8 protein-coding genes are annotated in these 24,742 nt (G+C 71.3%); 6 read left to right on the top strand and 2 right to left on the bottom strand.

Annotated features, from left to right (window positions below):
* Positions 1-273: 273 nt before the first annotated feature.
* A complete protein-coding gene (locus OG247_RS32590; protein WP_327255546.1) occupies positions 274-522 on the bottom strand; it encodes a hypothetical protein in 249 nt (82 codons plus the stop codon).
* Positions 523-614: 92 nt separating this feature from the next.
* The gene (locus OG247_RS32585) at positions 615-1,346 is read right to left on the bottom strand and encodes a thioesterase II family protein (protein ID WP_327255545.1); all 732 of its coding nucleotides are present in this window, start codon (positions 1,344-1,346) and stop codon (positions 615-617) included.
* 456 nt (positions 1,347-1,802) lie between these two features.
* On the opposite strand from OG247_RS32585, the gene OG247_RS32580 reads away from it, so the two are divergent.
* The 6 genes from OG247_RS32580 to OG247_RS32555 are packed head-to-tail and all read left to right on the top strand — an operon-like array spanning position 1,803 to position 24,723.
* Positions 1,803-4,937: a non-ribosomal peptide synthetase gene (locus OG247_RS32580; protein WP_327255544.1), complete on the top strand. Its 3,135-nt coding sequence runs from the start codon at positions 1,803-1,805 to the stop codon at positions 4,935-4,937.
* On the top strand, positions 4,930-9,555 hold the full coding sequence (locus OG247_RS32575; protein WP_327255543.1) for a type I polyketide synthase: 4,626 nt from the start codon (positions 4,930-4,932) through the stop codon (positions 9,553-9,555). Before OG247_RS32580 ends, OG247_RS32575 begins: the two co-directional genes overlap by 8 nt.
* A 35-nt stretch (positions 9,556-9,590) precedes the next feature.
* On the top strand, positions 9,591-15,086 hold the full coding sequence (locus OG247_RS32570; RefSeq protein ID WP_327255542.1) for an SDR family NAD(P)-dependent oxidoreductase: 5,496 nt from the start codon (positions 9,591-9,593) through the stop codon (positions 15,084-15,086).
* Positions 15,087-15,101: 15 nt separating this feature from the next.
* Positions 15,102-17,012, top strand: a complete 1,911-nt coding sequence (locus OG247_RS32565) for a CocE/NonD family hydrolase (RefSeq protein ID WP_327255541.1) — start codon at positions 15,102-15,104, stop codon at positions 17,010-17,012.
* A 5-nt stretch (positions 17,013-17,017) separates the two neighbouring features.
* Positions 17,018-20,200, top strand: coding sequence for a condensation domain-containing protein (locus tag OG247_RS32560; RefSeq protein WP_327255540.1), 3,183 nt, complete (start codon positions 17,018-17,020; stop codon positions 20,198-20,200).
* A 5-nt stretch (positions 20,201-20,205) separates the two neighbouring features.
* Positions 20,206-24,723 (top strand): non-ribosomal peptide synthetase, encoded by a 4,518-nt coding sequence (locus OG247_RS32555; protein WP_327255539.1) that lies wholly within the window; start codon positions 20,206-20,208, stop codon positions 24,721-24,723.
* Positions 24,724-24,742: the final 19 nt, after the last annotated feature.

The following is a 24,742-nucleotide window of genomic DNA, read 5'->3' as shown; positions in this document are numbered from 1 at the left end:
CTGGAAGGCAGCACGGCGGGGCCGAATATAGAAGTGATCGACTAGGGCCGTCGGTGTCGAGATTTTCGCCAGCCCGCCAATGTTCAACCCACGCTCGACGACACCGCCTCCACCGGGACGTCACCACGGCATGAGGAAGCGGGTGGCACAGCAAGCGCTGTGCCACCCGCTTCCTCATGCCGTGGGGTTCTCTGGGACGTACTGCGGAGCTACGCCAAGCAGTGCATCGACGGCCGCTCGCCCCTTTCCCCCAGCTTCGGGCATGAAGTGGGCTTAGTAGTCAAGGGTGATGGTCGGGCTGGAGTGGCCGAGCCGCCGAGCGAGGGTGACGACGGACTCGTCGGCTTCAAGAATGATCGAGGCGCCGGTGTGCCGGAGGACGTGGAAGCCGTCCTTGCGAGATGCCTTCCAGCGCTCGCCCTTCTCCCTCAGGGGGATAACGCCTGCCTTCGCGAGGGCAGGCTTCCAGTTCTCGTCGTTGAAGATGTTGACGCGGATCGCGTTGCCGTACGTCGCAGTCAAGACGAGCGGGAAGGCCTGCTTCTCCCGCTCGGGCTCAGGACCACCCCACGGCAACTCGACCTCGACAGCTGGGTACTGCAGGAAATGAGCGATCAGACCGGCTGGTCCGACGACAGCCGGGCGCCGATCTCCGACAGGAGCCGGTCCCGCGAGGAGTGCAAGAAGAAGTGGTCTCCAGGCAGGAGCACGGTCCGCGAGCCGCCCGGAAGGTCGTCAGACCACCGCTCGAGCTGCTTTTCGCTCACCAGGGGGTCGCCCAGACCGCCGAACACCGTGGTGCCGCAAGCCGGAGAGGTGCCGCGGACGAAACGGTAGGACGAGAGCATCCTGTAATCCGCCCGGACCACCGGCAGTAGCAGACTCATGAACTCGGCGTTCTGGAGGATCTGTTCGGGCGTACCGTTCATGGCGCGCAGTTCGGTAACCAACTCTTGGTCGGAGAGATCACACAAGTCCCGCCGCCCGTCATTCAGCACCGGCAACGCCCGGCAACCCGAAAGGAACAGGTGCTGCGGCTCGACACCATGCTCATCCCGCAACTTCCGGGCGATCTCCCAGCAGACCACCGCACCAAGACTGTGGCCGAACAAAGCGAACGGCTTCCCGGCGGCCTCCAGGATTTCCGGGACGACTTCGGCCAGCACCACCGCCAAGTCATCGACCGGGGCTTCCATGAGGCGGTCCTCACGCCCCGGAGGCTGGATCGCGTGGATGCTCACCTGCGGCGACAGCAGCTCGGCCCACCCCCCGAAAGCCGAGGCACCGCCCCCCGCATACGGGAAGCAGAAGAGTTGAACATCGCCAAACGAGTCTTTTCCGGACATTTTCCGGGTCCAGGTATTCGACCTCACCGCAACGCCCACCGATACCTCCGCACCGCTCTCCCCATTGAATACGCACAGTCCAAGTTGCACCAAATCCAATGCAACCCCGCCCTGTCAACCGACTAACACGCCGGTCAGGCAGATCGCCAAATCGTGAGGCACGTCACACCTTCAACCATTGCCAGCGTATTGCAGCCGAGCTTAAGATCATCGAGATTTGATCATGGCGGCAGGGGCGGGACCTGGAGATTCAATCCCTCATGAGGCCAGATCGCAGAAGCGGGTCTTAATTAAAGTATTTCTTCCACATTTCCGACTGCTGTCGCACTTTCGACATCGGAATTCCCAGCGAAGGAAGCGTCGATTGCGGCTTGCACGACCAATGTTCATATTTTTTCCAATTAGTCAGTAGCTGGGTCTGGGGCGGCCCGGCCAGCCACGGGGGTACCTGCGTTCATGACCTTGTCCTCTCGGCGGGTCAGCCGTGCACAGCAGCAGGGCTGGTTCCTCGCCAACGTAGGTGCCGACACCTCGGTCGCCCACGCCGCGGCCGTCCTCCAGCTCAGCGGCGTTCCAGACGGCGGGTTCGAGGACGCGATGCGAGCGGTGCTGTCCGCCGACCCGCGTCTCACCCACGGGCACTCGGTTGTCGAGGGTCGTCTGGTGGACGGCAGTGCGGAGCCGCGTCTGGTGCCTGTCGGTCGGCAAGACCTCACCGGCCTCCCGCCGGCCGAGCGCGGGACGCGTCTGGCGGCGCTGGTCGAGGCAGCGGTCCACGCTCCGTTCGAGCCGACGACCGGCCCGCTGGCCCGGGCCCTGCTCGCCGACACCGACGGCAGGGAGCAGGTGGCCGTCCTGGTACTGCACCGGATGGCCGGCGACGTGCAGTCGGCCGAGACCCTGCTGGCGGAGGCCGTGCGGGTCTACGGGCAGTTGCCCTCCGGAGCTGCGCCGGCCCCGGTCGGCGAGGCACCGACCGCTGAGGCACTGGCGGCCGATCCGGCGGAGCTGCCGCCGGCACCTGTCCTTCCGTTCAGCAGGCCCGCCCCCGCGCGGCGTACGTTCGCGGCGGATTCCGTTCCGGTAGATCTTGCACCGGAGGCGGTCGCGGCACTCCGTGACCTGGGCGCAGACCACGGCATGGGGCCCGCCACCGCCGTTCTCGCGCTGTATCTGGTCCTGCTGAGCCGCTACAGCGGGGAGTCCCGGCAAGCCGTTGCCGTGCCCGCCGGCCTGATGCCGGACGGATCTCCCGGGCCCGACGCCGATGGCGTGACCGCCGCCCTGGTGTGCGAGCTGGATGGCAGCACCACGTTCCGCGGACTGCTCGACCGAGTCCACGACGCCCTCCACGGGCTCTCGGACGCTTCCCCGATCGGCATCCTCACCCGGCCCGCCTTCGCTGTCCGGCGTCCCCTCCCGGTCACCGCCCCCGCCGGGATCGAGGCCCGGTTCCTGCCGGTGGGCACCGGCACCACCCCGAGCGATCTCACGCTGCGCCTGTTGCCGGACGGCGAGCGCCTCACCGGCGAGTTCGAGTTCGCGGCCGAGATCATCGACCGGGCGACAGCGGAGCGGGCCGCCGGCCACCTGTCGTCTCTCCTCGCCGGGGCGATCGCCGCGCCGGACACGCCCGTGTCCGCGCTCCCGCTCATCACCCCCGCGGAGCGGGATACCTTCGACGCGCTGAACGCGGTGGCCGCCACTCCCGCGGAGCTGACGTTCCACCAGCTCTTCGAGGCACAGGCCGAGCGGACTCCCGAAGCGGTGGCGGTCCGTTCCCACCACGCCGTTCTCAGCTACCGGGAGGTCAACCGGCATGCCAACCGCCTGGCCCGGCTCCTGCGCGGCCACGGTATCGGGCCCGAGCGCACGGTCGCGATCTGCATGGACCGTGGCGTCCAGCTGATCGTCGCGGTCCTCGCGGTTCTGAAGGCCGGCGGGGCCTACGTCCCGATCGATCTCCGCGATCCGGCACAGCGGCGGGAGACGATCCTGCGCGACGCCGGGGTCCGGGCCGTCGTCGTCAGCGGCCTCCCGAAGGACGCCGCTGACTTCGGCACCGTCCCGGTCGTCGTGCTCGACGACCTCGAAAGCGCTCTCACGGGGCTGGCGGCGGACAATCTCCCCTCGTCGCCCTCCGCCCTGACCGACGCCGCCTACCTGCTGTACACCTCCGGGTCCACCGGTGTCCCGAAGGGGGTGGTGGTCGAGAACCGGCAGCTGATCAGCTACGTCCACGGTGCCGTGCAGCGGCTGGGTATGGACGCGCCGCTCAACCACCTGATGGTGCAGCCACTCACCGTGGACTCCTCCGTCACGGCGCTGGTCCCTCCCCTGATCACCGGAGGCGAGCTGCACGTGGTGTCCCGTGAGTGCACCCTCGACCCGGAACTGCTCGCCGACTGGGTCCAGGAGTACGGCGTCGACTGCCTGAAGATCGCCCCCTCCCACCTGCGCGCCCTGCAGGGGTCCGCCCGCTTCGAGGAGCTGCTGCCGCGACGCGTCCTGGTAGTCGGCGGCGAGGTGTCGGACTGGCGCTGGATGCGCGAGCTGCAGCACCGCGTCCCTCACTGCCGGGTGTTCAACCACTACGGGCCGACTGAGACGACCGTCGGGGTGCTGGCCATGTCCGTGGGCGATCACCTGGACGCCGACTGGCAGACCGCCCCGATCGGCGTTCCGCTAGCCGGCACCCAGGTGTACGTGGTCGACAAAGCCGCCCAGTTGGTCCCGGCCGGTGTCGCGGGCGAACTGCTGGTTGGCGGCGCTTACGTGGCGCGCGGGTACCACAACCGGGCCGAGCTCACCGCGCGCGCGTTCGTGGCGGACGGCTTCGGCCCGGATCCGGACCACTGCCTGTACCGCACCGGCGACTTCGTCCGCCGGCTGCCGGACGGTGCGGTCGAGTTCCTGGGCCGCGGCGACGACCAGATCAAGATCCGCGGGCACCGGGTGACCCTGGGCGAGATCGACGCGGCGCTGGCCGGCCATCCCTCGGTCGACCGGGCGCTGGCCATCGTGCGGCAGGATCCGCCCGGTGAGCGCCGGGTGGTCGCGTACGTCCAACCGCGCGACCCGTCCGCCTTCGAGCTCGGAGCGCTGGAAGCACACATGCGGCAGCAGGTGTCTCCGCACATGGTGCCGCAGGCCTACGTGGTCCTCCCGAGCCTGCCGCTGTCGGCGCACGGCAAGGTGGACCGCTCGGCCCTGCCCGCTCCGGCCGCGCCCTCGCCCGCCACCGGCCCCGGCGGCACGCCGCAGAACGCGGTCGAACGCACGGTCGCGGCCGTCTGGCAGGAGCTGCTCGGCCTGGAAGCGGTCGGCGCCGAGCAGAGCTTCTTCGACCTCGGGGGCCACTCCCTGCTCCTCGTCGAGCTGCAGCACCGGCTCGGTACCGCGCTCGGCCGGTCGATCCCGTTGCTCGACCTCTTCCAATACCCGACGGTGCGGTCACAGGCCGCCCACTTCTCCCAGATCGCCGAGCCGGAACGGCTCAGGGCCTCCGACCGCGCAGCCAGTGTCCGGCAGAGCGCGCTGATGAAACGACGGGAACAGCAAATGCGAGCGAAGCGAGGCCGCAATGAGTGAACAGCAGCTCCCGGAGCTCGGCCCCAAAGCGGAGGACGGCCTCGAAGCGGAGGACGGCCTCGAAGCGGAGGACGGCCTCGACATAGCGATCGTCGGCATGGGCGGCCGGTTCCCGCGGGCGGGCACCGTCGACCAGTTCTGGCAGAACCTGCGGGCGGGTGTATGCGCGGCCACCGAGTTCAGCGAGCAGGAGCTCCTGGACCGGGGTGTCCCTGCGTCCGTTCTGGCTGACCCGGGCTTCGTACCGGTCGGCTACCCGCTGGAGGACAGCGACAAGTTCGACGCCGCCTTCTTCGGCTACTCACCACGCGAAGCCGAGCTGATGGACCCTCAGCACCGCGTCCTCCTCGAATGCGCCTGGGCCGCACTCGAGAGCTCGGGGCACGATCCCCAGCGCTACGATGGGCTGATCGGCGTGTACGCCGGTGCGGGGAACAACACCTACCTACTCCGCAACATCGCCTCACACCCCGACGCGATCGAGGTCATGGGCGGCAACCAGCTGGTGATCGGCAACCGCTCCGACTTCCTCACCACCCGGGTGTCGTACAAGCTCGGTCTCAGGGGCCCGAGCCTCAACGTCCAGTCCGCCTGTTCGACCTCGCTGGTGGCCGTGGCCCAGGCGAGCCAGGCGCTGCTGAGCTACCAGTGCGACATCGCGCTCGCCGGCGGAGTCGGCATCGACGCGATGCGCCGCGACGGGTATGTCTACCGGCCCGACGGCATCTTCTCCTCGGACGGGCTGTGCCGCACGTTCGACGAGAAGGCGAACGGCACCGTGGGCGGCGAGGGCGTCGGCATGGTCGTCCTCAAGCGCTTGCAGGACGCCATCGCCGACCGCGATCACATCCACGCGGTCATCAAGGGCTCGGCCGTCAACAACGACGGTGCCGAGCGCGCCGGTTTCAGCGCACCGAGCTCGGCGTCGCAGGCCGAGGTGATCGCCACCGCACTGGCCACCGCCGACGTGGAGCCGGGCACCGTGCGCTTCGTCGAGACCCACGGCACGGCCACCGCGCTCGGTGACCCGATCGAGGTGAAGGCGCTCTCCTCGGTCTACACCGGGCTGTCCGCAGCGCACTGCGCGCTCGGCTCGGTCAAGTCCAACATCGGGCACCTGGACTCCGCCGCCGGCGTCGCCGGCCTGATCAAGACGGTGCTCGCCGTCGAGCACGCGGAGATCCCCCCGACCCTGCACTTCGAACGCCCCAACCCCCGGCTCGGTCTCACCGACAGCCCCTTCTACGTCAACACCGAGCTGATGCCCTGGCCGGCCGACGCGAGCCCGAGGCGCGCCGCGGTCAGCTCCTTCGGACTCGGCGGGACGAACGCGCACGTCGTCATCGAGCAGGCGCCCGCCGTCGCGCCGACGGGGGCGGACCTCAAGGACGAGCGCGAGCAGCTGCTGGTGCTGTCGGCCGCCACTCCGGAGGCCCTCGACACCACCACCGACCGGCTGCGCGACCACCTCCGGAGTCACCCCGGCCTCCGTCTCGCCGACGTCGCCCACACCCTTCAGCAGGGCCGGCGCGCGATGCCCCACCGACGGGTGGCGGTGTGCGAGGACGTCGACGACGCGCTGAACGTGCTCGACGCTCCGGACGGCGGCCGTCTGCTGACCGGGACGGCCCCGGACCTGGCACACCGCCCGGTCGCGTTCATGTTCACCGGTTTCGGCGCGCAGTACCCGGGCATGGCCCGGGGCCTGCGCGAGGACGAGCCGGTCTTCCGTGACGCCCTCGCGCGCTGCGCCGAGCTGCTCGAACCCATGCTCGGGCAGAACATCCTCGACGTCATGTACCCGGCCGCCGATACCTCCTCGCCTGGCCACGCGCAGGACGAGTCCTCGGACGTCCTTCACCGGATGCTGATCCAGCCGACGCGCAGCGAGCATCCGCTCGACCAGCCGCAACTGGGCTACCCCGCCATGTTCGCCCTGGAGTACGCACTGGCCGAACTCTGGGAGTCGTGGGGGGTGCGACCCGACGCGATGATCGGGCACAGCCTCGGCGAGTACGTGGTCGCCTGTCGCGCCGGAGTCCTCACCCTGGAGGACGCGCTGCACCTGGTGGTGGAGCGGGCCCGCCTGATCGAGGAGCAGGGCGAGGGCGCGATGGTGGCCGTACCCCTCACGGAGGAGGAGGCCCTGCGTCTCACCGACGACGAGGTGACCCTTGCCGCCGTGAACGGGCCGCAGACCTGTGTGCTTTCCGGGAGCCTGCCGGGCATCGACCGGCTTGAGGCCGAGCTCACCGCCGCGGGCATCGCGTTCCGCCGCCTGACCAGCCGGTACGCGTTCCACTCCCCGCTCATGGAGCCCGTGATCGAGCCGTACACCGACCTGGTGCGCAAGGTCCGGCTCAACCCGCCCACCACGCCGTTCATCTCCAACGTGACCGGCACCTGGATCACCGACGAGCAGGCCACCGACCCCGCCTACTGGGCCTCCCACATGCGTCGTACCGTCCGGTTCGCCGCGGGCATCACGACCCTGTGGGCCGATCCCGACTTCGCCATGGTGGAGATCGGCCCCGGCCAGACGCTGAGCACCGGCGCCCTCCAGCACCCCGACGGTCCGGTCGGCGCCGCCCGAACAGTCGTCCCCTCGCTCCCCGGTCTGTTCGACCGGCAGACTGACCGGGCCACGATGCTCCTCGGCGCCGCGAAGCTGTGGACTGCCGGGCGCGAACACCCCTTCCCGGTCTCCGCCACGGCCCGTCGGGTTCCGCTGCCGACCTATCCGTTCGAGCGTCGGGCCTACTGGCTGGAGCCGGCGGTCGCCGTCTCCGAGCGGTCCACCGCCAAGCGGCGGGCCGACATGTCCGACTGGTTCTACGCACCGTCCTGGACCAGGCTCGGACCGAACCCCGGCCCGCTGCCCGCGGAGTCGGGAGCCGACGTCCGGTGCCGGCTCGTCTTCGCCGACCGCACCGGCCTGGGCCGGGCCCTGGCCGACCGCCTGCGGGCAGCAGGTGAGCGGGTGGCCGTCGTGACGGCCGACGACGCCTGGGCCGAGACGGCGGCGGACGAGTACACGCTCGACCCGTCCCGCGCCGACCACTATCCCCGGCTCGCCGCGGCGCTCAAGTCGGCGGACACGATCCCCGACCGGGTGCTGCACTGCTGGAGCGTGGGGGACGACGCCGGATACACCGGCACGGCCGAGGGCGCCGAGCGCCTTCTCGACCTGGGCTTCCGCAGTGTGCTGCGCTGGGCGCAGGCCACCGAGTCGGACCTGATCGGCCGCCCCCAGCGCTGGGACGTCGTCTCCACCGAGGTGTACTCGGTGACCGGCGACGAACCCCTGTGTCCGCCGAAGGCCTCGCTCCAGGGTGTCTGCAAGGTACTCCCTCAGGAGTACCCGCCGCTGACCTGCACCCTCGTCGACGTGGTCCTGGAGCCCAGCTCCATCGATTCGCTGGCCGACCGGGTGCTCACCGAGCTCAACGGCCCGGCCGCAGACCAAACGCTCGCGCTGCGCCGTACCCACCGCTGGGCTCCCGCCTACCAGCCGCAGTCGCTGCCTCAGCGCACGGGAGCGGCCCTCGACAAGGGGGTCTACCTGGTGACCGGCGGGCTCGGCCGAATCGGCCTGGTGGTCGCCCGGGTGCTGGCCGAACGCACCCGCGGACACCTGGTCCTGCTCGGCCGCACAGCTCTGCCGCCACGATCCGAATGGGCCGCCCCCGGGCACTCCGACGAGACCCGGGCGCTCTTCGACGCCATCGCCGAACTGGAGGACCTTGGTTCCGGAGTGACGGTCCTCGCCGCCGACGTCGGCGATTTCGTCCGGATGCGCGAGGTCCGTGACGAGATCCTCGCCGCGCATGGCCGGATCACCGGTGTGGTGCACTGCGCCGGGACTACCGGTGCCGCGGCACACCGAGTGGTCGCCGACCTCGGTACCGAGGAGGCGTCCTGGCACTTCGGACCCAAGCTGGCCGGTTCCTACGTCCTTCAGGAGATCCTGGCGGACCAGGAGCTGGAGTTCGCGGTCTTGTGCTCCTCGATCTCCGCCGTCCTGGGAGGCCTCGGCTTCGCCGCCTACAGCGCCGCCAACGCGGTGCTCGACGCCTTCGCGCAGGCTCACCACCGGCCGGGCCAGCCCTGGACCAGCCTGAACTGGGACGCCTGGGACTTCGCGGAGCGAGCCGTCCCCGGCGCTGGCATCGGTGAGTCCGTCCAGGAGTTCGCCCTGTCCCCGGCCGACGGCCGAGCGGTGTTCGAGGCCCTGCTCGACGCCACACCGCAGGCTCAGCTGATGGTGTCCACCGGTGATCTGACGCTGCGGTACCGGGAGTGGGTGAACCCGATGGCGACCGCCACCTCCACCACCCAACGGCACGAACGACCCAACCTGCGCAATCCGTTCGTCGCCCCGGAGGGCGACATGGAGCAGCGGGTCGCCGCGGTCTGGCAGGAGCTCCTCAACGTCGAGAACGTCGGAGCGAACGACAACTTCTTCGAACTCGGCGGGAGCTCGCTGATCGGACTCCAGGTGGTCCACCGGCTGCGCCAGGAACTGAAGCTGACGGTGCCGCTGACCGTGGTCTACGAGGGTCCGACGCTCCGCACCCTGGGCCGGATCATCGAGGAACTCATGGGGGCAGAGCAGTGACCGACGAAGCACTTCCGCACGACGAGAAGGTGACTGTGACTGACAGGGACGACACCCACGGCCCTTCGGACGAAGGCGCCCACGAGGGCATTGCCGTCATCGGCATGTCGGGGCGGTTCCCGGGCGCGGCGGACCTGGCGGAGTTCTGGGCGAACCTGCGCGACGGCGTGGAGTCGGTCACCGAGCTCACCGACGCGGAGCTGGCGGCCGCCGGCGTCCCCCGCGAGTCGATCGCCGATCCCCACTACGTCCGGGCATCGGCGAAGTTCGAGGGTGTGGACGGCTTCGACGCGGAGTTCTTCGGATACACCGCCCGCGAGGCGAAGATCATGGACCCCCAGCACCGCCTGTTCCTGGAGACCGCGTGGGAGGCCCTGGAGCACGCGGGCTACGACCCGGCCGGCTGCGAAGGCAGCGTGGGCGTCTTCGGCGGGGCGAGCAGCAGCGCGTACCTCACCAACGTCCTCGCGAACATGGACGGCGGCGAGGAGGTGCGCGGGGAGAACGTCGGACTGGGCAACGAGCTCGCCTTCCTGGCCAGCCGGGTCTCCTACAAGCTGAACCTGAAGGGCCCGAGCTTCTCCGTCCAGACCGCGTGCTCCAGCTCACTGGTCGCCCTGCACAACGCGTGCCAGAGCCTGCTCGACTACGAGTGCGACCTGGCGCTGTCGGGCGGGGTGTCCTACAAGGTGCCCGCCGGCACCGGGTACTCCTACGTCGACGGCGGCTTCCTATCTCCCGACGGGCGCATCCGGCCGTTCGACGCCGACGCGCGCGGCACGGTGTTCGGCAACGGTGTGGGCGTGGTGGTCCTCAAGCGCCTGGCCGACGCGCTCGCCGACGGTGACACGGTGCACGCGGTGATCCGGGGGTCGGCCGTCAACAACGACGGCTCGCTGAAGGCGAGTTTCACCGCTCCGAGCATCGCCGGACAGGCCTCGGTCATCGCTGAGGCCCTGGCTGCCGCGGATGTCGAAGCGGAGAGCATCGACTACGTCGAAGCCCACGGCAGCGGCACCCTGATCGGGGACTCGATCGAGGTCGCGGCGCTGTCCCGGGCCTTCACCGGCGCCGTCGAATGCGGCCTGGGCTCGGTCAAGGCGAACGTCGGCCACCTCGACGCGGCCGCCGGCATGGCCGGCCTGCTGAAGACCGTCCTGTCCTTGGGCCACGGCCAGCTTCCGCCGTCGCTGAACTTCCGCACCGCCAACCCGGACATCGACTTCGGCACCGGACCGTTCCGGGTTCGTGCCGAGCTCACCGACTGGTCCCGTTCGGAGCGGGTGCGGCGCGCCGGCGTGAGCGCCTTCGGATTCGGCGGCACCAACGCCCACGTGGTCCTGGAGGAGGCGCCGCTGCCGGCGGCCACCGAGGGCAGCTCCCGCGACTGCCAGCTTCTCACCCTCTCGGCCTTCAGCGAGCCGGCTCTGGAGCAAGCGACGCGGCGTCTGGCCGAGTCGCTGCGCCGGTACCGCCCGGCGCTGGCGGACGTCGCGTTCACCCTCGCGAGCGGGCGCCGCGCGCTCCCCTTCCGCCGCACCCTGTGCGTGGCCGACCTCGACTCGGCGGTCGCGGCGCTGGAGTCCGTCGACCCGGCCGTGGTCACGATCGGACAGGCCCCCGCGGCTCCGCCGGAGGTCGCCTTCTTGTTCAGCGGGCAGGGCTCCCAGTACCCGGACATGGGCCGGGGGTTGTACGACACCGAGCCGGTCTTCCGAGCCGTGGTCGACGAGTGCGCGCGGCTGCTGACACCGGTCACCGGCCGCGACCTCCGCGAGGTGCTGTTCCCGGGCACACCGGCCGACCGGGCGCTGCTCCGGCGGACCCGTTGGGCGCAGCCGGCGCTGTTCGTGCTCGAGTACGCGCTGACCCGGCTGTGGCAGTCCTGGGGCGTCGAGCCCGCGCGCATGCTCGGCCACAGCCTCGGCGAGTGGGTGGCCGCGACGGTGTCGGGGGTGTTCGGCCTGGAGGAGGCGCTCCGGTTGGTCTCCCTGCGGGGCGAGTTGATGGAGCGCTGCGGCCGGGGCGCCATGCTCAGTGTGGTCGCGGACCGCGCCGAGGTCGAAGGGGCCCTGCTGCCCGGTCTGAGCGTCGCGGCCCACAACGGCCCCCGCGAGTGCGTCGTCTCCGGCGCCGTCGACGTGGTGGAGCGGTTCGCCGAGGTCGCGGACGAGAAGCAGTGGCCAGTCCGGCCGCTGGAGGTCGAGCACGGCTTCCACTCCGAGCTCATGGCACCCGTGGTCGACGAGTTCACGGCCGCCGTCGCCCGCAGCAAGCGCTCAGCGCCCGGGGTGCCGTTCGTCTCCAACGTCACCGGCGACTGGATCACGGACAGCCAGGCTCAGGACCCGGCGTACTGGGGCCGCCAGATCCGGGCCGCCGTGGAGTTCACGGCCGGCGTCCAGCTGATCGCCCAGGCGCCTGACACCCTCCTCCTGGAGGTCGGTCCGGGGCAGATCCTCACGGCGATGGCCCGCCGGACCCTGCTGGACACCGGTATCTCCCGTACCGTTACGGCGTCCCTGCCGCACAAGCGGGATCCCCGCGGCGACGGGGAAACGATCCGTCGCACCTTGGGGCAGCTCTGGCTGTGCGGCGTCCAACCGGACTGGGCCGGCTACCACGCCGGCGAGCGACGCCGCCGGGTGCCGCTGCCGACCTACCCCTTCCAGCGGAAGAGCTACTGGCTCGCCCCCGTGCCCCCGGCCGACCGGCCCGTCCACCACGAGGCCGGCCCGCACCCCCTGCTCGACCGGGTCGCGCTGCGTTCGAACGGTCAGACTGTGTTCGAGACCGAGTTCTCGCTCGACCGGCACTGGGTACTGGCCGAGCACCGTCTGCTCGGCGAGGCGATCGTCCCCGGGACCACCTACCTGGAGATGGCGCGGGCAGCTGCCGCGTCCCACTTCGGACAGCCGGTCACCGAGCTCTTCGAGGTGGACTTCCTCGGGCCGCTGCTGGTGACCGAGTCGGCTCCGTGCACCGTCCACACGACCGTCCGGGACCTCGGCGACGGCCGGTGCGAGTTCGCCGTCGCGAGCCATGACCCGGAGCGGGACGTCTGGACTCCGCACGCACACGGCAGGGCTTCCTCGGTCTCCGCCGACCGGCCGGACGGGGTGGACCTCGCCGAACTGCGCTCCCGCTGCGCGCTCCATACGGTCGACCTCGGTACCGCCCAGGCGGAGCACCGGGTCATGGAATTCGGCCGGCGGTGGCGGGACAGCTTGCGGACGGTCCACGTGGGCGTGCACAGCGCGATCGGCGAGCTCGCCCTGCCCGAGGAGTTCCAGGCCGACTGCCAGGATCTCGTCCTGCACCCGGCCCTGCTCGACCTGGCCACCGGCTTCGGCGGGTTCGCCGTCGTCGACTCGGTGGAGCAGGTGCGCGCCTACCAGGCCGACACCGCCTTCTTCCTCCCCGTCGGCTACGACAGCCTCCGCGTCCACGCGGCCCTCCCTGCGACTGGCCTCAGCCTGATCCGCCCGCACACGGGGGAACAGCCCAGCACCGAGACCCGCAAGGTCGACGTCACAGTCTTCGACGACCAGGGCAACACCGCCGTCGAGATCGTCGGGTTCACCGTCAAGCGGGTGACCGACCCTCAGCGGACGGTCGCCCACCTGCGCCCGCACACCCGGCACCAGGGGCTGCGGTGGATGCCGGCGCCCTCCGGCGAGCCGATCCGGACGCCCGGTGGCCCCGTGCTGATCGTCGGGGAGCCCGACAGCATGGCGTCCCGGCTCGGCGCCCGGCTGCGCTCTGACGGCGTGGGGGTGACGGTCGCCGAACTCTCCGAGGAGTGGGGCGAGTCGGCGGACGGCTGCCACCACGTCCCACCCACCGTCCAGGGGTTCGAGAAGCTGCTCGCCGAGCTGTCTGACGGCGCGCCCTCCCGGGTGGTCTTCGTGGCCGCCCCCGCGGACGAGGCCCCGACCGACCTGGCATCGCTGGAACACCGGCTGCGCTACGGCGCCGAAGGCATGCTGCACTTGTTCCAGGCCCTGGCCGCGAGGGACGCCGTGCCGGACCGCCTCTGCGTGGTGGCTCCCGAGGTGGCCCGGGTGACCGGGACGGAGCCGGCGACCGCCCCGGTGCACGCGACGCTGTTCGGCCTCGCGAAGGTGATCGGCCTGGAGAACGACGGCACGAGCGTGCTCTGCCTCGACGTCGACCGGGACGCCGACCCCGCCACCGTGGCCGGTGAAGTACTCGGAACATGGAGCGTCTCGACCGTGGCCCTGCGCGGCGGACAGCGCTTCGTCAGCGAGCTGGCGCCGGTCCACCTCCAGGACCGGTCGCTGCCGACCGGGGCACAGCCCACCGGCGCCTATCTGGTGACCGGCGGCTTCGGCGGGATCGGGCTGGCCGTCGCCCAGCACCTCAGCCGGACCGTTCCGGGCATCCGGCTGGCCCTGGTGGGCCGCACCGGGCTGGGCCCCCGCGAGCAGTGGGACGAGGTCGCCGCGACGGACGGACTTCTTCGTGGCCGGATCGCCGCGGTGCGGGAGATGGAGGCCAACGGTGCCCGGGTGCGCTGCTACCAGGGGGACACCAGCGACCCCATCGCGATGGAGCGGGTGGTGCGCGACGTCCGGGCCGACCTCGGGACGATCGGCTGTGTCCTGCACGCCGCAGGAGTCCCCGGCGACGGCTTCCTAGTCCGCAAGGACACGGAGACGTTCCGCCGCACGCTGGCCCCCAAGGCCCTGGGCGCCGTCGTCCTGGACCTGGTGACCGCCGACGAACCGCCACAGCTCATGGTGAACTTCGGGTCGACCGCCTCGGTCTTCGGGGTCGCGGGGCAGGGTGACTACACTGCGGCCAACAGCTTCCTCGACCACTTCGCCGAGGAGCGCTGCGCCCGGGGCCTCGCGACCGTCACCGTGACCTGGACGGACTGGCTCGGCACCGGCATGGCGGCCGACCACGGCGTCCGCCGTGACCAGGGCTTCTTCCGGTCGGTCGAGATCGAGGACGCGGTCCGCAGCCTGGACGAGATCCTCGCCGCACCCTGCCCCCGGGTCATCGTCGGTGAGATCAACTACGAGTTGCTCGCCGGTCTGCCGGCAGAAGCCTCGGACCGGCTGCTGGCCGGCGCCCCGCTGGTCCTGGCCGAGTCCGTGCGGCGCCGCCTGGTCACCGCGCAAGGGACGGCCAAGCGTCCGGCGGCCCCGCTCCCGGGGCCAGCCGAGACGGCCAGCGTGCGGCTGTCGGGCCACGAGGACGGCGGCTACACCGAGACCGAGCGCAGTCTGGCGGAGATCTGGGCCAGGGAGCTCGGACTCACCGAGCTCGACGTCAACGAGAGCTCGACCTCGCTCGGCGGCGACTCCCTGGTGGCGCTCCGGATCGCCCAGAGCATCCAGAAGACCATGCGGGTCAGGGTCTCGATGGTCGACCTCTTCCGGTACGTCACGGTCGCGGAACTGGGCGCGCACATCGACCGGAAGACGGGCGCGAAGGCCGTGACGCGCGTGGCCGACCGGGGGCCCGTCGGTGCTCCCCCGGTCGGCCACGCGGAACGCTAAGAAAGGACAGGAGACATGACGACACGGACGCAGGACGACGACCGGTCGGCCGACGGGCTACCGCGCGCCGGTGTCATCGGGCTGCTGTTGGAGCTCAGGCAGGCTGACGTACGGGTGTGGACCTCCGAGGGGCAGCTCCGGTGGCAGGCCGCCACCGGGGAGGTCGACGCCGCGCTGCGCAACCGGCTCACGCAGGAGACCGACGCGATCGTGGCCTTCCTGGAGGACATGGACTCGGTCGAGTCGTCCACCCACTACGTGACCATGCGCGACGGCGTGCGCATCGCGGTCGACGTCTTCCGTCCGAAGCGGGACGGCGAGGTGGTCACCACCCCGCTGCCCGCGATCTGGTGCCACGACCGCTACCACCGGTCCGACATCGTCGACGGGATTCCGCGCACCAAGCTGGACACCCGGCCCTGGCTGCGCGAGGTCCTGAAGCAGGGCTACGTGATCGCCGCCGCCGACTCACGCGGCAGCGGAGCGTCCACCGGCTCACGCGGCCAGGAGTTCTCGCCGGAGGAGACCCGGGACGCCTACGAGATCACCGAGTGGCTGGCGGCCCAGGAATGGTGCAGCGGCAACATCGGCATGTTCGGCGAGTCCTACCTCGGCATCACGCAGTTCCTGGCCGCCGGTACGGCCCCGCCCAGCCTGAAGGCGATCTTCCCGCAGGTCGCGCTGTTCGACCTGTACTCCTTCCTCTACCCGGGCGGGATCCTGCGGCACGACTTCATCCACAACTGGGGCACCCGGGTCCGGGCCCTCGACACCCAGCTGGAGGCCGCCCCGGTCCAGGACGACGACGACGCGGTGCGCGAGGCGGTCGCCGGTCATCAGGTCAACGCCGACGTGTTCGCCAGGGCGCTCACCCTGCCGTTCCGCGACAGCCGCAGCCCCGAGGACGACGGACTCCCCTTCGAACGCCAGAGCCCTGCCTCCGCCGTGGCTGCGGTCCGCGAATCCCCGGTCGCCATCTACCAGTTGGCCGGATGGCACGACATCTGGGTCCGGGACGCATTCCAATGGCACGCCAACCTGGGCGGGCCGCGCAAGCTGATCGTCGGCGACTGGTCCCACGACGGCCGAGAGGGCGCCGACCTCGCCACGGAGCACCTCCGCTGGTTCGACCACTGGCTGAAGGGGATCGACACCGGCGTCATGGACGAGCCGTCGATCCGCTACTACCGGCGGTCCGCCGCCCCGGGCGAACAGTGGCGCGGCACCGAGCAGTGGCCGCCGGCCGAGGTACGTACGGAACGGCTGTACTTCGCCGCAGGGGACGACGAGCCGCTCGCCTCCGTCAACGACGGCGCACTCACCACCGCCGAGCCCTCCCGGCTCGGCGGCATGGACGAGTTCGTGGTCGACTACACGGCTTCGTCGGGCACCGCGACCCGCTGGACCAACGGCTACGGCGGCCCCTTCGGCTACCCCCCGATGACCGCGAACGACGCCAACGCCCTGACGTACACCACCCCTCCGCTGACCCAGGCCCTGGAGGTGACCGGTCATCCGGTCATCCGGCTCTGGGTCACCTCGACGCACCCGGACGGCGACTTCTTCGTGTACCTGGAAGACGTGGCCCCCGACGGGGAGTCGCACTACGTGACCGAAGGGGTGGTCCGGGCTTCGCACCGCGCGCTCGGCACCGCGCCGTACGACAACCTCGGCCTGCCCTACTTCCCGAGCGCTGAGGCCGACTGCCACGACCTTCCCGAGGAGCCCACCGCCCTCACGGTGGACCTGCACCCGATCTCCCATGTCTTCGGCCCCGGCCACCGCCTGCGCATCGCGGTCACCGGATGCGATCGCGACAACGCGCGCACGCCCGTGCACTACCCGCCGCCGGTCGTGCAGATCCACCGGCGTGGTCCGCAGGCGTCCTACGTGGACCTTCCCGTCTTCCCCACCAGTCAGAGCTGAGCGAGATGAGTTCCGTGTTCCAGCAGGACGACCGGCTGACGACCGGCGGGCCCGAGCCGGTCCCCACGTATCTGCCGCTGTCGCAGGCGCAGCTAGGCATGTGGCTGGCGGACCAGGCCGGGCCGGGTGGGAGCCGCCACCAGATCGCCGAGTACTTCGACGTGGCCGGCGCCCTCGACGCCCCGGCCTTCGTCCGCGCGGCGTCACAGGCCCTGTGGGAAGCCGAGGCCCTGCGCGTCAGAGTGGCGGACCTGCCCGACGGTCCCCGCCAGTTCCTGGTCCCGGTGCCGGACGAGCCGGTCGTCCTCCTGGACCTGAGCGGGGAACCGGACCCGGAGGCAGCCGCGTTCGGCTGGATGCGGGCGGAACTGACCCGGCCGGTCGACGTCACCGCCGAACCGCTCTTCACCATCGCGCTGCTGACCCTGTCCGGGCAGCGCACGCTGTGGTTCCAGCGTGCCCACCACCTGGCCGTCGACGGCCACGGCGCGGCCCTGTTCACCGAACGGGTCGCCGTTCTCTACGCGGAGGCCGTGCGCGGTGCCGCGCCGTCGCGCTCCCCATTCGCCCCTCTCACCGCGGTGCTCGCGACCGAGGTGGAGTACTACGCGTCACCGGACGTCGACCGGGACCGGGACCACTGGCTACGGGCGATGGCGGACCATCCGGTGCCCGTCTCGCTGTCCGACCGGCCGTGGCGCCACTGCACCACCACGACCCGCCGCTCCCTACGGCTCTCGTCCGCCCAGGACGAGCTGCTGCGGTCGGCGTTCGGCCGGGCTCTCGCACCTGCCGCCGTCGCCGCCACCGCGGCGCTGCTGCACCGGGCTACCGGTGCCGAAGACGTGCTGCTCTCCCTCCCCGTCCTCTCGCGCCGGGGGCAGGCGGCGCGGGTGACTCCCAGCATGTCGTCGAACGTCGTACCGCTGCGGCTGACCGTCCGGGGCCAGGCGACGTTCGCCGAGCTCACCGACCAGGCAACCGCGGCGATCAAGCTCGCGCTGGCCCACCAGCGCTACCGTGCCGAGGACCTGCACCGCAACCTGGGCCACCGCAGGGGCGAGCGCGGGCTCACCGCGACCTCGGTCAACGTGATGGCCTTCCCGTACGAGTTCGCCATCGGCGGGCTCCCGGTCACGGCCCACAACCTCTCGAACGGCCCGGTGCCCGATCTCGCTGTCGCGATCTGCCGTCGGCCGGGCTCCGGGCTGGCAGTCGACCTGGACGCGGGCGCCGAACTGCACCGCCCCGAGGACGCGGACCGGTACCTCGACTCCCTGGTCGGACTGCTGACGGACGCGGCCCGCAACCCCCGGCGCCGCATCGCGGACGCCGGAGGACCGGCCGCCACAGCGGTGACGCGCGGTGGCGACGCCGCGCCCGGGACCCAGCCGTCGATCGCGCCCACCGCCCGGACAGCCGGTGCTCCGGTGGCCTCGGGAGCGCGGGACACCGAGGCCGCCGAGCAGTTCCTGACGGGGCTGTTCCAGGACGTCCTGGGTCTGGAGGCCTGCCGGGCCGACGACAGCTTCTTCGAGCTCGGTGGCGACAGCGTGATGGCGATCCAGCTCGTCGCCCGGGCCCGCGAGGCCGGCTGGGCGCTGACCCTGAAGCAGGTTTTCGCCAACGAGACCGCCGCCGCCCTGGTCGATGTCGTCGAACGCGTGGAACGCCAGGCCGGCGCCGACCCGCGCGAGGAGCACGACCCCTTCAGCGGGCCGGTACCGGCCACTCCGATGACCACCCGACTCGGCGAGCTCACCGAGGAGGCCGACGGCTATCACCAGTCGCTGGTGCTCCGCACACCGTCGGACCTCACCGAGGACGGGCTGCGATCCGTCCTTCAGAGCCTGCTGGACCATCACGACCTTCTGCGCGCCCGGTCGGTCGCGCCGGGCCACTCGCTCGTGGTCGACCCGCCACGCTCGGGCTCGGCGGCCGCGCTGATCGAGCGGATCGATGCGACCGGCCTCGACGCGGACGAGCTCGCCACGGCGGCCGCCGACCACGCGTCGGCCACCGCCGCCCGGCTTCGGCCCCGCGCGGGGGTCATGCTCCGGGCCTGCTGGTTCGATCGCGGTCCGGCGGCGACCGGGGCTCTGCTCCTCGTCGTGCACCACCTCGCGGTGGACGCCGTCTCCTGGCGGGTGCTGCTCCGTGACCTGGAGGTCGGCTGGGCCGCGTACCAGACCGGTCGGGAGCCGCGCCTCGCCCCGGTCTCGACCTCGTTCGGACGCTGGGCCGCCGGGCTGAGCGCCGAGGCGCACACGCCCGGCCGGATCACCGAACTGGCCCACTGGCAGGAGGTGCTGAGCGAGGCGGAGCCCCTGTTCGGCAATCGCTCGCCGGTCCCGGCGACCGACACCGCCGCCACCAGTGTCCGGGTGGCCACCCGCCTCGACCCAACCGTCACCGGCCCACTGCTCGCCGACGCACCCGCCGCCTTCCACGGCTCCGTGCCGGACGTGGTGCTGGGCGCCCTGGCCGTCGCCATCGCCCGCCACCGCGCGGCGCTCGCGCTGCCGTCGGACACCGGCGTCTTGGTGGACGTCGAGGGCCACGGCCGGAACGACGAGGCAACCGGCTGCGACACCAGCCGCACCATCGGCTGGTTCACCAGCATCCACCCGGTCCGGCTGTTCGCAGGCACCGGCCACCACACGGAACCCGCCGCGCGGCGGAGGGCCGCCGGGGCAGCCGTGGCACTGGTCAAGGAACAACTGCGCGCGGCGCCCGACGACGGCTTCGGCTTCGGTCTGCTGCGGTACCTGAACAACGACACGGCCGCGCGGCTCCGCCGGCTGCCGACGCCACAGATCCTGTTCAACTACCTGGGTCGGGTCGTCGAGCCCGGATCCGCCGACTGGGCGCCGTTGTCCGGTGTGGACGTGCTGCGTGACGGCCGCCCTGCCGACATGCCGGCCAGTCACACGCTGACCCTCGACGTGCTGGTCGTGGAGGAGGGCGGGAAGCCGGAGTTGCGCGCGCTGTGGAGCTCGCCGGCCGGCTGCGTCGGCCAGGCCGAACTAGAGGAGCTGTCCCGCCGGTGGTGCGAGGCCCTGGCGGACGTCTCCGCTCACGTCGGCACCATGTCGATGAGCATCCACACCCCCTCCGACTTTTTTCTGAAGGGGCTGAGTCAGGCGGAGATCGACGAGTTGGAGTCCGAGCTGGAGGGGTGTCAGTAACCGTCATGCGTTCATCCACACTGGAGCAGATCTACCCGCTCACCCCACTGCAATCGGGGCTCTACTTCCACGCCCGCGTCGCCGACCGGGCCGCGGACGTCTACACCGCGCAGCTCACCCTGGACCTGTCCGGCCCGCTGGACACGGCGCTCCTCAGGCGGGCCTGCGCCGTCGTCGTGGCACGGCACCAGGCGCTGCGGGCCGGCTTCCGCGGCCGGCCCGACGGTGACCCGATCCAGTTCGTCGTGCGGGGTGCCGACGCGCCCTGGTCCGAGGAGGACCTCAGCGACCTGAACGAGAACAGCCGGGCCGCCCGGCGGCGGGCCCTGCTCGCCACTGAGCGGGCGCGGCCGTTCGACCTCGCGCGGCCGCCGCTGCTGCGCTTCCTCCTGATCCGCAACGGCGGCTCGGAGCACACCCTCGTCCTGACCAACCATCACCTGGTACTCGACGGTTGGTCCTACCCCCTCCTGGTGCAGGAGGTCTTCCACGCGTACAGCCAGAAGGGCGACGTCGGAGCGTTGCCGTCGGCCGCCCCGTATCTCGCCTACCACCAGTGGCTGGGCAGCCAGGACACCGACACCGCCCTGGCCGCCTGGCAGGCGGCGCTGTCCGGCGTCGAGCCGGGCCTGGTTGCACCCGACCTCGCGGGCGTCGTGGTGCCCGAACGCCCCGAGACCGTCACCGTACGGATTCCCGCCGGCCCGACGGCCGCGCTCGGTGAGATCGCGCGCAATTGCCAAACCACGCTGAACACGGTGGTGCAGGGCATCTGGGCGCTGTTCCTCGCGCGGCTCACCAACAGCGAGGAGGTCGTACTGGGAACGGTGGTCTCCGGGCGTTCACCCGACCTGCCCGGAGTGCAGTCCCTCGTCGGCCTGCTGGCCAACACCGTGCCACTGCCGGTGCGGCTCCAGGCCGACGAGCCGCTGCGCGACTACTTCGCACGCCTGCACCAAGTGCAGGCCGACCTGCTCCCCCACCACCACGCCGACCTGGCGGCCCTGCAACGGGCACTGGCCAGGCCGACCCTGTTCGACACCGTGATCGCCTTCGAGAACTACCCGGTGAACGCCGCAGCGGGAGACGAACTCGCTCCGGGACTGCGGCTGGTGAACGCGGACATCCAGGATTCGACGCACTATCCCCTGAGCCTCACGGTGGTGCCGGGCACCAGCATGGAACTCCGGCTCACCCACCGACCGGGCTTCCTCTCCGCAGACGACATGGACACCTGGGCCCGGCGGCTGGTCCGGATGGCCACCGTGGTCGCCGAGGGCACCGCCCGTACGGTGGCAGAGGTGGACGGGCTGTCGGCCGAGGAACGCGCACAGCTCGTCGCCGCAGGCGACGGCGAGACCCGCCCGGTGCCGCCGGGCACCCTGGCCGACGAGTTCGAGCGCCAGGTGGCCCGGACTCCGGACGCGGTGGCGCTGCAGTTCAGTGCTCAGCAGGTCACCTACCGCGAACTCAACTCCCGAGCCAACCGGTTGGCCCGGAAGCTCGTCGAGGCGGGGGCCGGCGTGGGCCGACGCGTCGCACTGCTGCTGCCCAGATCGGCCGACCTGGTCGTCGCCCTGGTCGCGGTGCTGAAGAGCGGCGCCGCCTACGTGCCGATGGACCCGGGCCTGCCGGCTCACCGAATCCGCTTCATGATGGAGGACGCCGCGCCGACCGTGGTGATCGCCACCGAGGGAGCCGACCGGACTCCCTGGGGCGGCGCCGCCGCCGTCCTGGCCGTCCCCGGTGTCCCGGACGGCTTCACGGCAGCGGTGGCGGGCAGGTCTGACGCCGATCTCAGCGGAGAAGCCCCGGTCACCAGCCGGGCGGCCGACGAGGCCGCGTCGATCATCTACACCTCCGGCTCGACCGGCCGCCCCAAGGGTGTGGTCGCGAGCCATCGCGCCGTGCTCAACCGGATCGCCTGGTACACCACCGAGTTCGGCTTCCGGCCTGACGAGACCATGGTGGCGAAGACCACTCTGAGCTTCGTCGACGGCTCCATGGAGCTGCTGAGCGCGCTGATCGCGGGCGCGCGGCTGGCTCTCGTCGACGACGCCACGGCGCGCAGTGCGAGTGCTCTGGTCGACCTGATTGGGCAGCTCGGCGAGAACCGCATCACGGTCGTGCCCAGTCTGCTGAGGGCGATCCTGGACGACGCCGATTCCCGGGACGCCGATCTGACGTCCTGCCGGCTTTGGATCTCCAGTGGCGAAGCGCTGCCCGCAGACCTGGTGGCACGTTTCACGAGGCTGCTCCCGGGCTCCCGGCTGGTCAACTTCTACGGCGCGTCCGAGGCGTGCGCGGACAGCCTGTTCTCGGTCTGCGACGCTCAAACCGACGTCGCCCTGGGGCACCCGATCTGGAACACCCGGGCTCTCGTCCTGGACTCTTGGCGGCGTCTGCTGCCGGACGGTGTGACCGGCGAGCTCTACCTCGCCGGTGCGGGCCTGGCCGAGGGCTACCTGGGCCAGCCCTCGCTGACGGCCGAGCGTTTCCTGGACTGCCCCTTCAGCCCGGGCGGCGAGCGCATGTACCGAACCGGCGACCTGGTCCGCCGCCGCGCGGACGGCAGCCTCGAGTACCACGGACGCGCCGACCGCCAGGTGAAGATCCGCGGCGTGCGGGTCGAGCCCGGCGAGGTCGAAGCGGTGCTCGGCGCACACCCGCTGGTCGGCCACGCAGTGGTGGTGGACCAGCTCGACCAGCACGGCGAACGGCGCCTTGTCGCGTTCGTCACTGCCGCCGACGACGGGCCGGATCCGGTCCCGTCGGAGCTGCGGGACGCGGTGCGGCGGCAGCTGCCGGAGCACATGGTGCCATCGATGGTGGTTCCCGTGGACGCGATCCCGATGACCCCGAGCGGCAAGATCGACCGTGATGCGCTGCCGACCGCGGACTTCGGGGCACTCTCACGGGGCCGGGCTCCGCGTGGTCGTACCGAGGAGGTGCTCTGCCGCGTGTTCGCCCGGGTGCTCGGCCTCGGTCAGGTCACCGCGGAGGACTCGTTCTTCGACCTGGGCGGGCACTCGCTGCTGGCCACCCGGCTGGTCAGCCGGATCCGCGCGGAGCTCGGGGTCGAGGTGGACCTGCGGACCGTGTTCGAGGCTCCGACCACCGCCCAGCTCGCCCTGCGTCTGGAGTCCGGATCGGGCCGCGTCCGGCCCACCCTGCGCCCTGAGAACCGCCCGGAGGTGATCCCGCTCAGTCCGGTGCAGCAGCGGCTGTGGTTCCTAAACCGGCTCCACGGTTCGCGCGGCGGCGAGAGCCTCTCCGCCGCCATCCGGCTGGACGGCGAGCTGAACGTTGCCGCGTTGGAGCTCGCCCTGAACGACCTGGTGGCCGGGCACGAGAGCCTGCGCACCGTGTACCCGGACTGGGACGGCACCCCGCAGCAGATCGTCCTCGACCCCGAGGAGAGCCCGGTCGAGCTACCGGTGACCGCCGTCACCGAGCAGGAGCTGACCGCCGAGCTGGCATCGGCCTCGCGCAAGCCGTTCGACCTGACCTTCGACTCGCCGCTCACCGCCCACCTCTTCCGGATCGGCGCACGGCGTCACGTACTGCTGCTCACCGTCCACCACATCGCCTGCGACGGGTGGTCGCTGGTGCCACTGGCTCGCGACACGGCCGCGGCCTACGCGGCACGCAGCGCGGGCGACGCACCGGCCGTGCCCGCCCTGACGGTGCAGTACGCCGACTACACGCTCTGGCATCGGCGCCTGCTCGGGGACCCGGCCGATCCGGACAGCGAGACCAGCCGGCAGGTCCGGTTCTGGCAGCGCGAGCTGGCGGGCCTCCCGGAGCAGTGGCCGCCGGGCCGGCTCAGCTCGGAGCTGCCCTTGGGCGTGACCGTCCGGACCCGGATCGGCGCCGTCGCCGGGTCTGCCCTGCGCGGTCTGGCCCGCGACGCCGGCGTCAGCCCGTTCATGGTGTTCCACGCCGCTCTGCTGGCAGTCCTCACGGGCTCCGGGCACGGCACCGACCTGGCCGTCGGCACGGCGGTGGCGGGCCGGACCGACGACGCCTTGGAACACCTGGTCGGCTTCTTCGTCAACACCCTGGTGCTACGGACCGACACCTCGGGCGACCCCACCTTCCGGGAGTTGCTCGGCCGGGTCAGTAGCACGGACACCGCGGCCTACGCCCACCAGGACGTCCCCTTCGACCATCTCGTCCAGGCTCTCAACCCGGCCCGTGACATCGGGCGGATCCCCTTCTTCCAGGTGATGCTCGCCTTCCAGAACAATCGTGCCCCGGCCATCAGGCTGCCCGGGCTCACCGTCGACCTCGGCAACGTTCCGGACGACTTCGCGCGCTTTCCCGTCCGCTTCGAGGTCATCGACCAGCCCCAGGCCGGCGCCCACCAGGGTGAGGTGGACATCAACCTGACCTACGCGGTCGACCTCGTCAGTGCCGGCACGGCGCAGGAGCTCCTCGGACGGTACGCACGAGTGCTCGAATCCGTGGCGAGGAACCCCGAGCTGAGACTGAGTGAGGTGACCGAGAGTGCGGTCGCCTGACTCCGCAGAGCCGGCCCGG

The sequence above is a fragment of the Streptomyces sp. NBC_01244 genome, from assembly GCF_035987325.1.
GTDB lineage: Bacteria > Actinomycetota > Actinomycetes > Streptomycetales > Streptomycetaceae > Streptomyces.
This window is presented reverse-complemented; position numbering and strand designations above follow the sequence as displayed.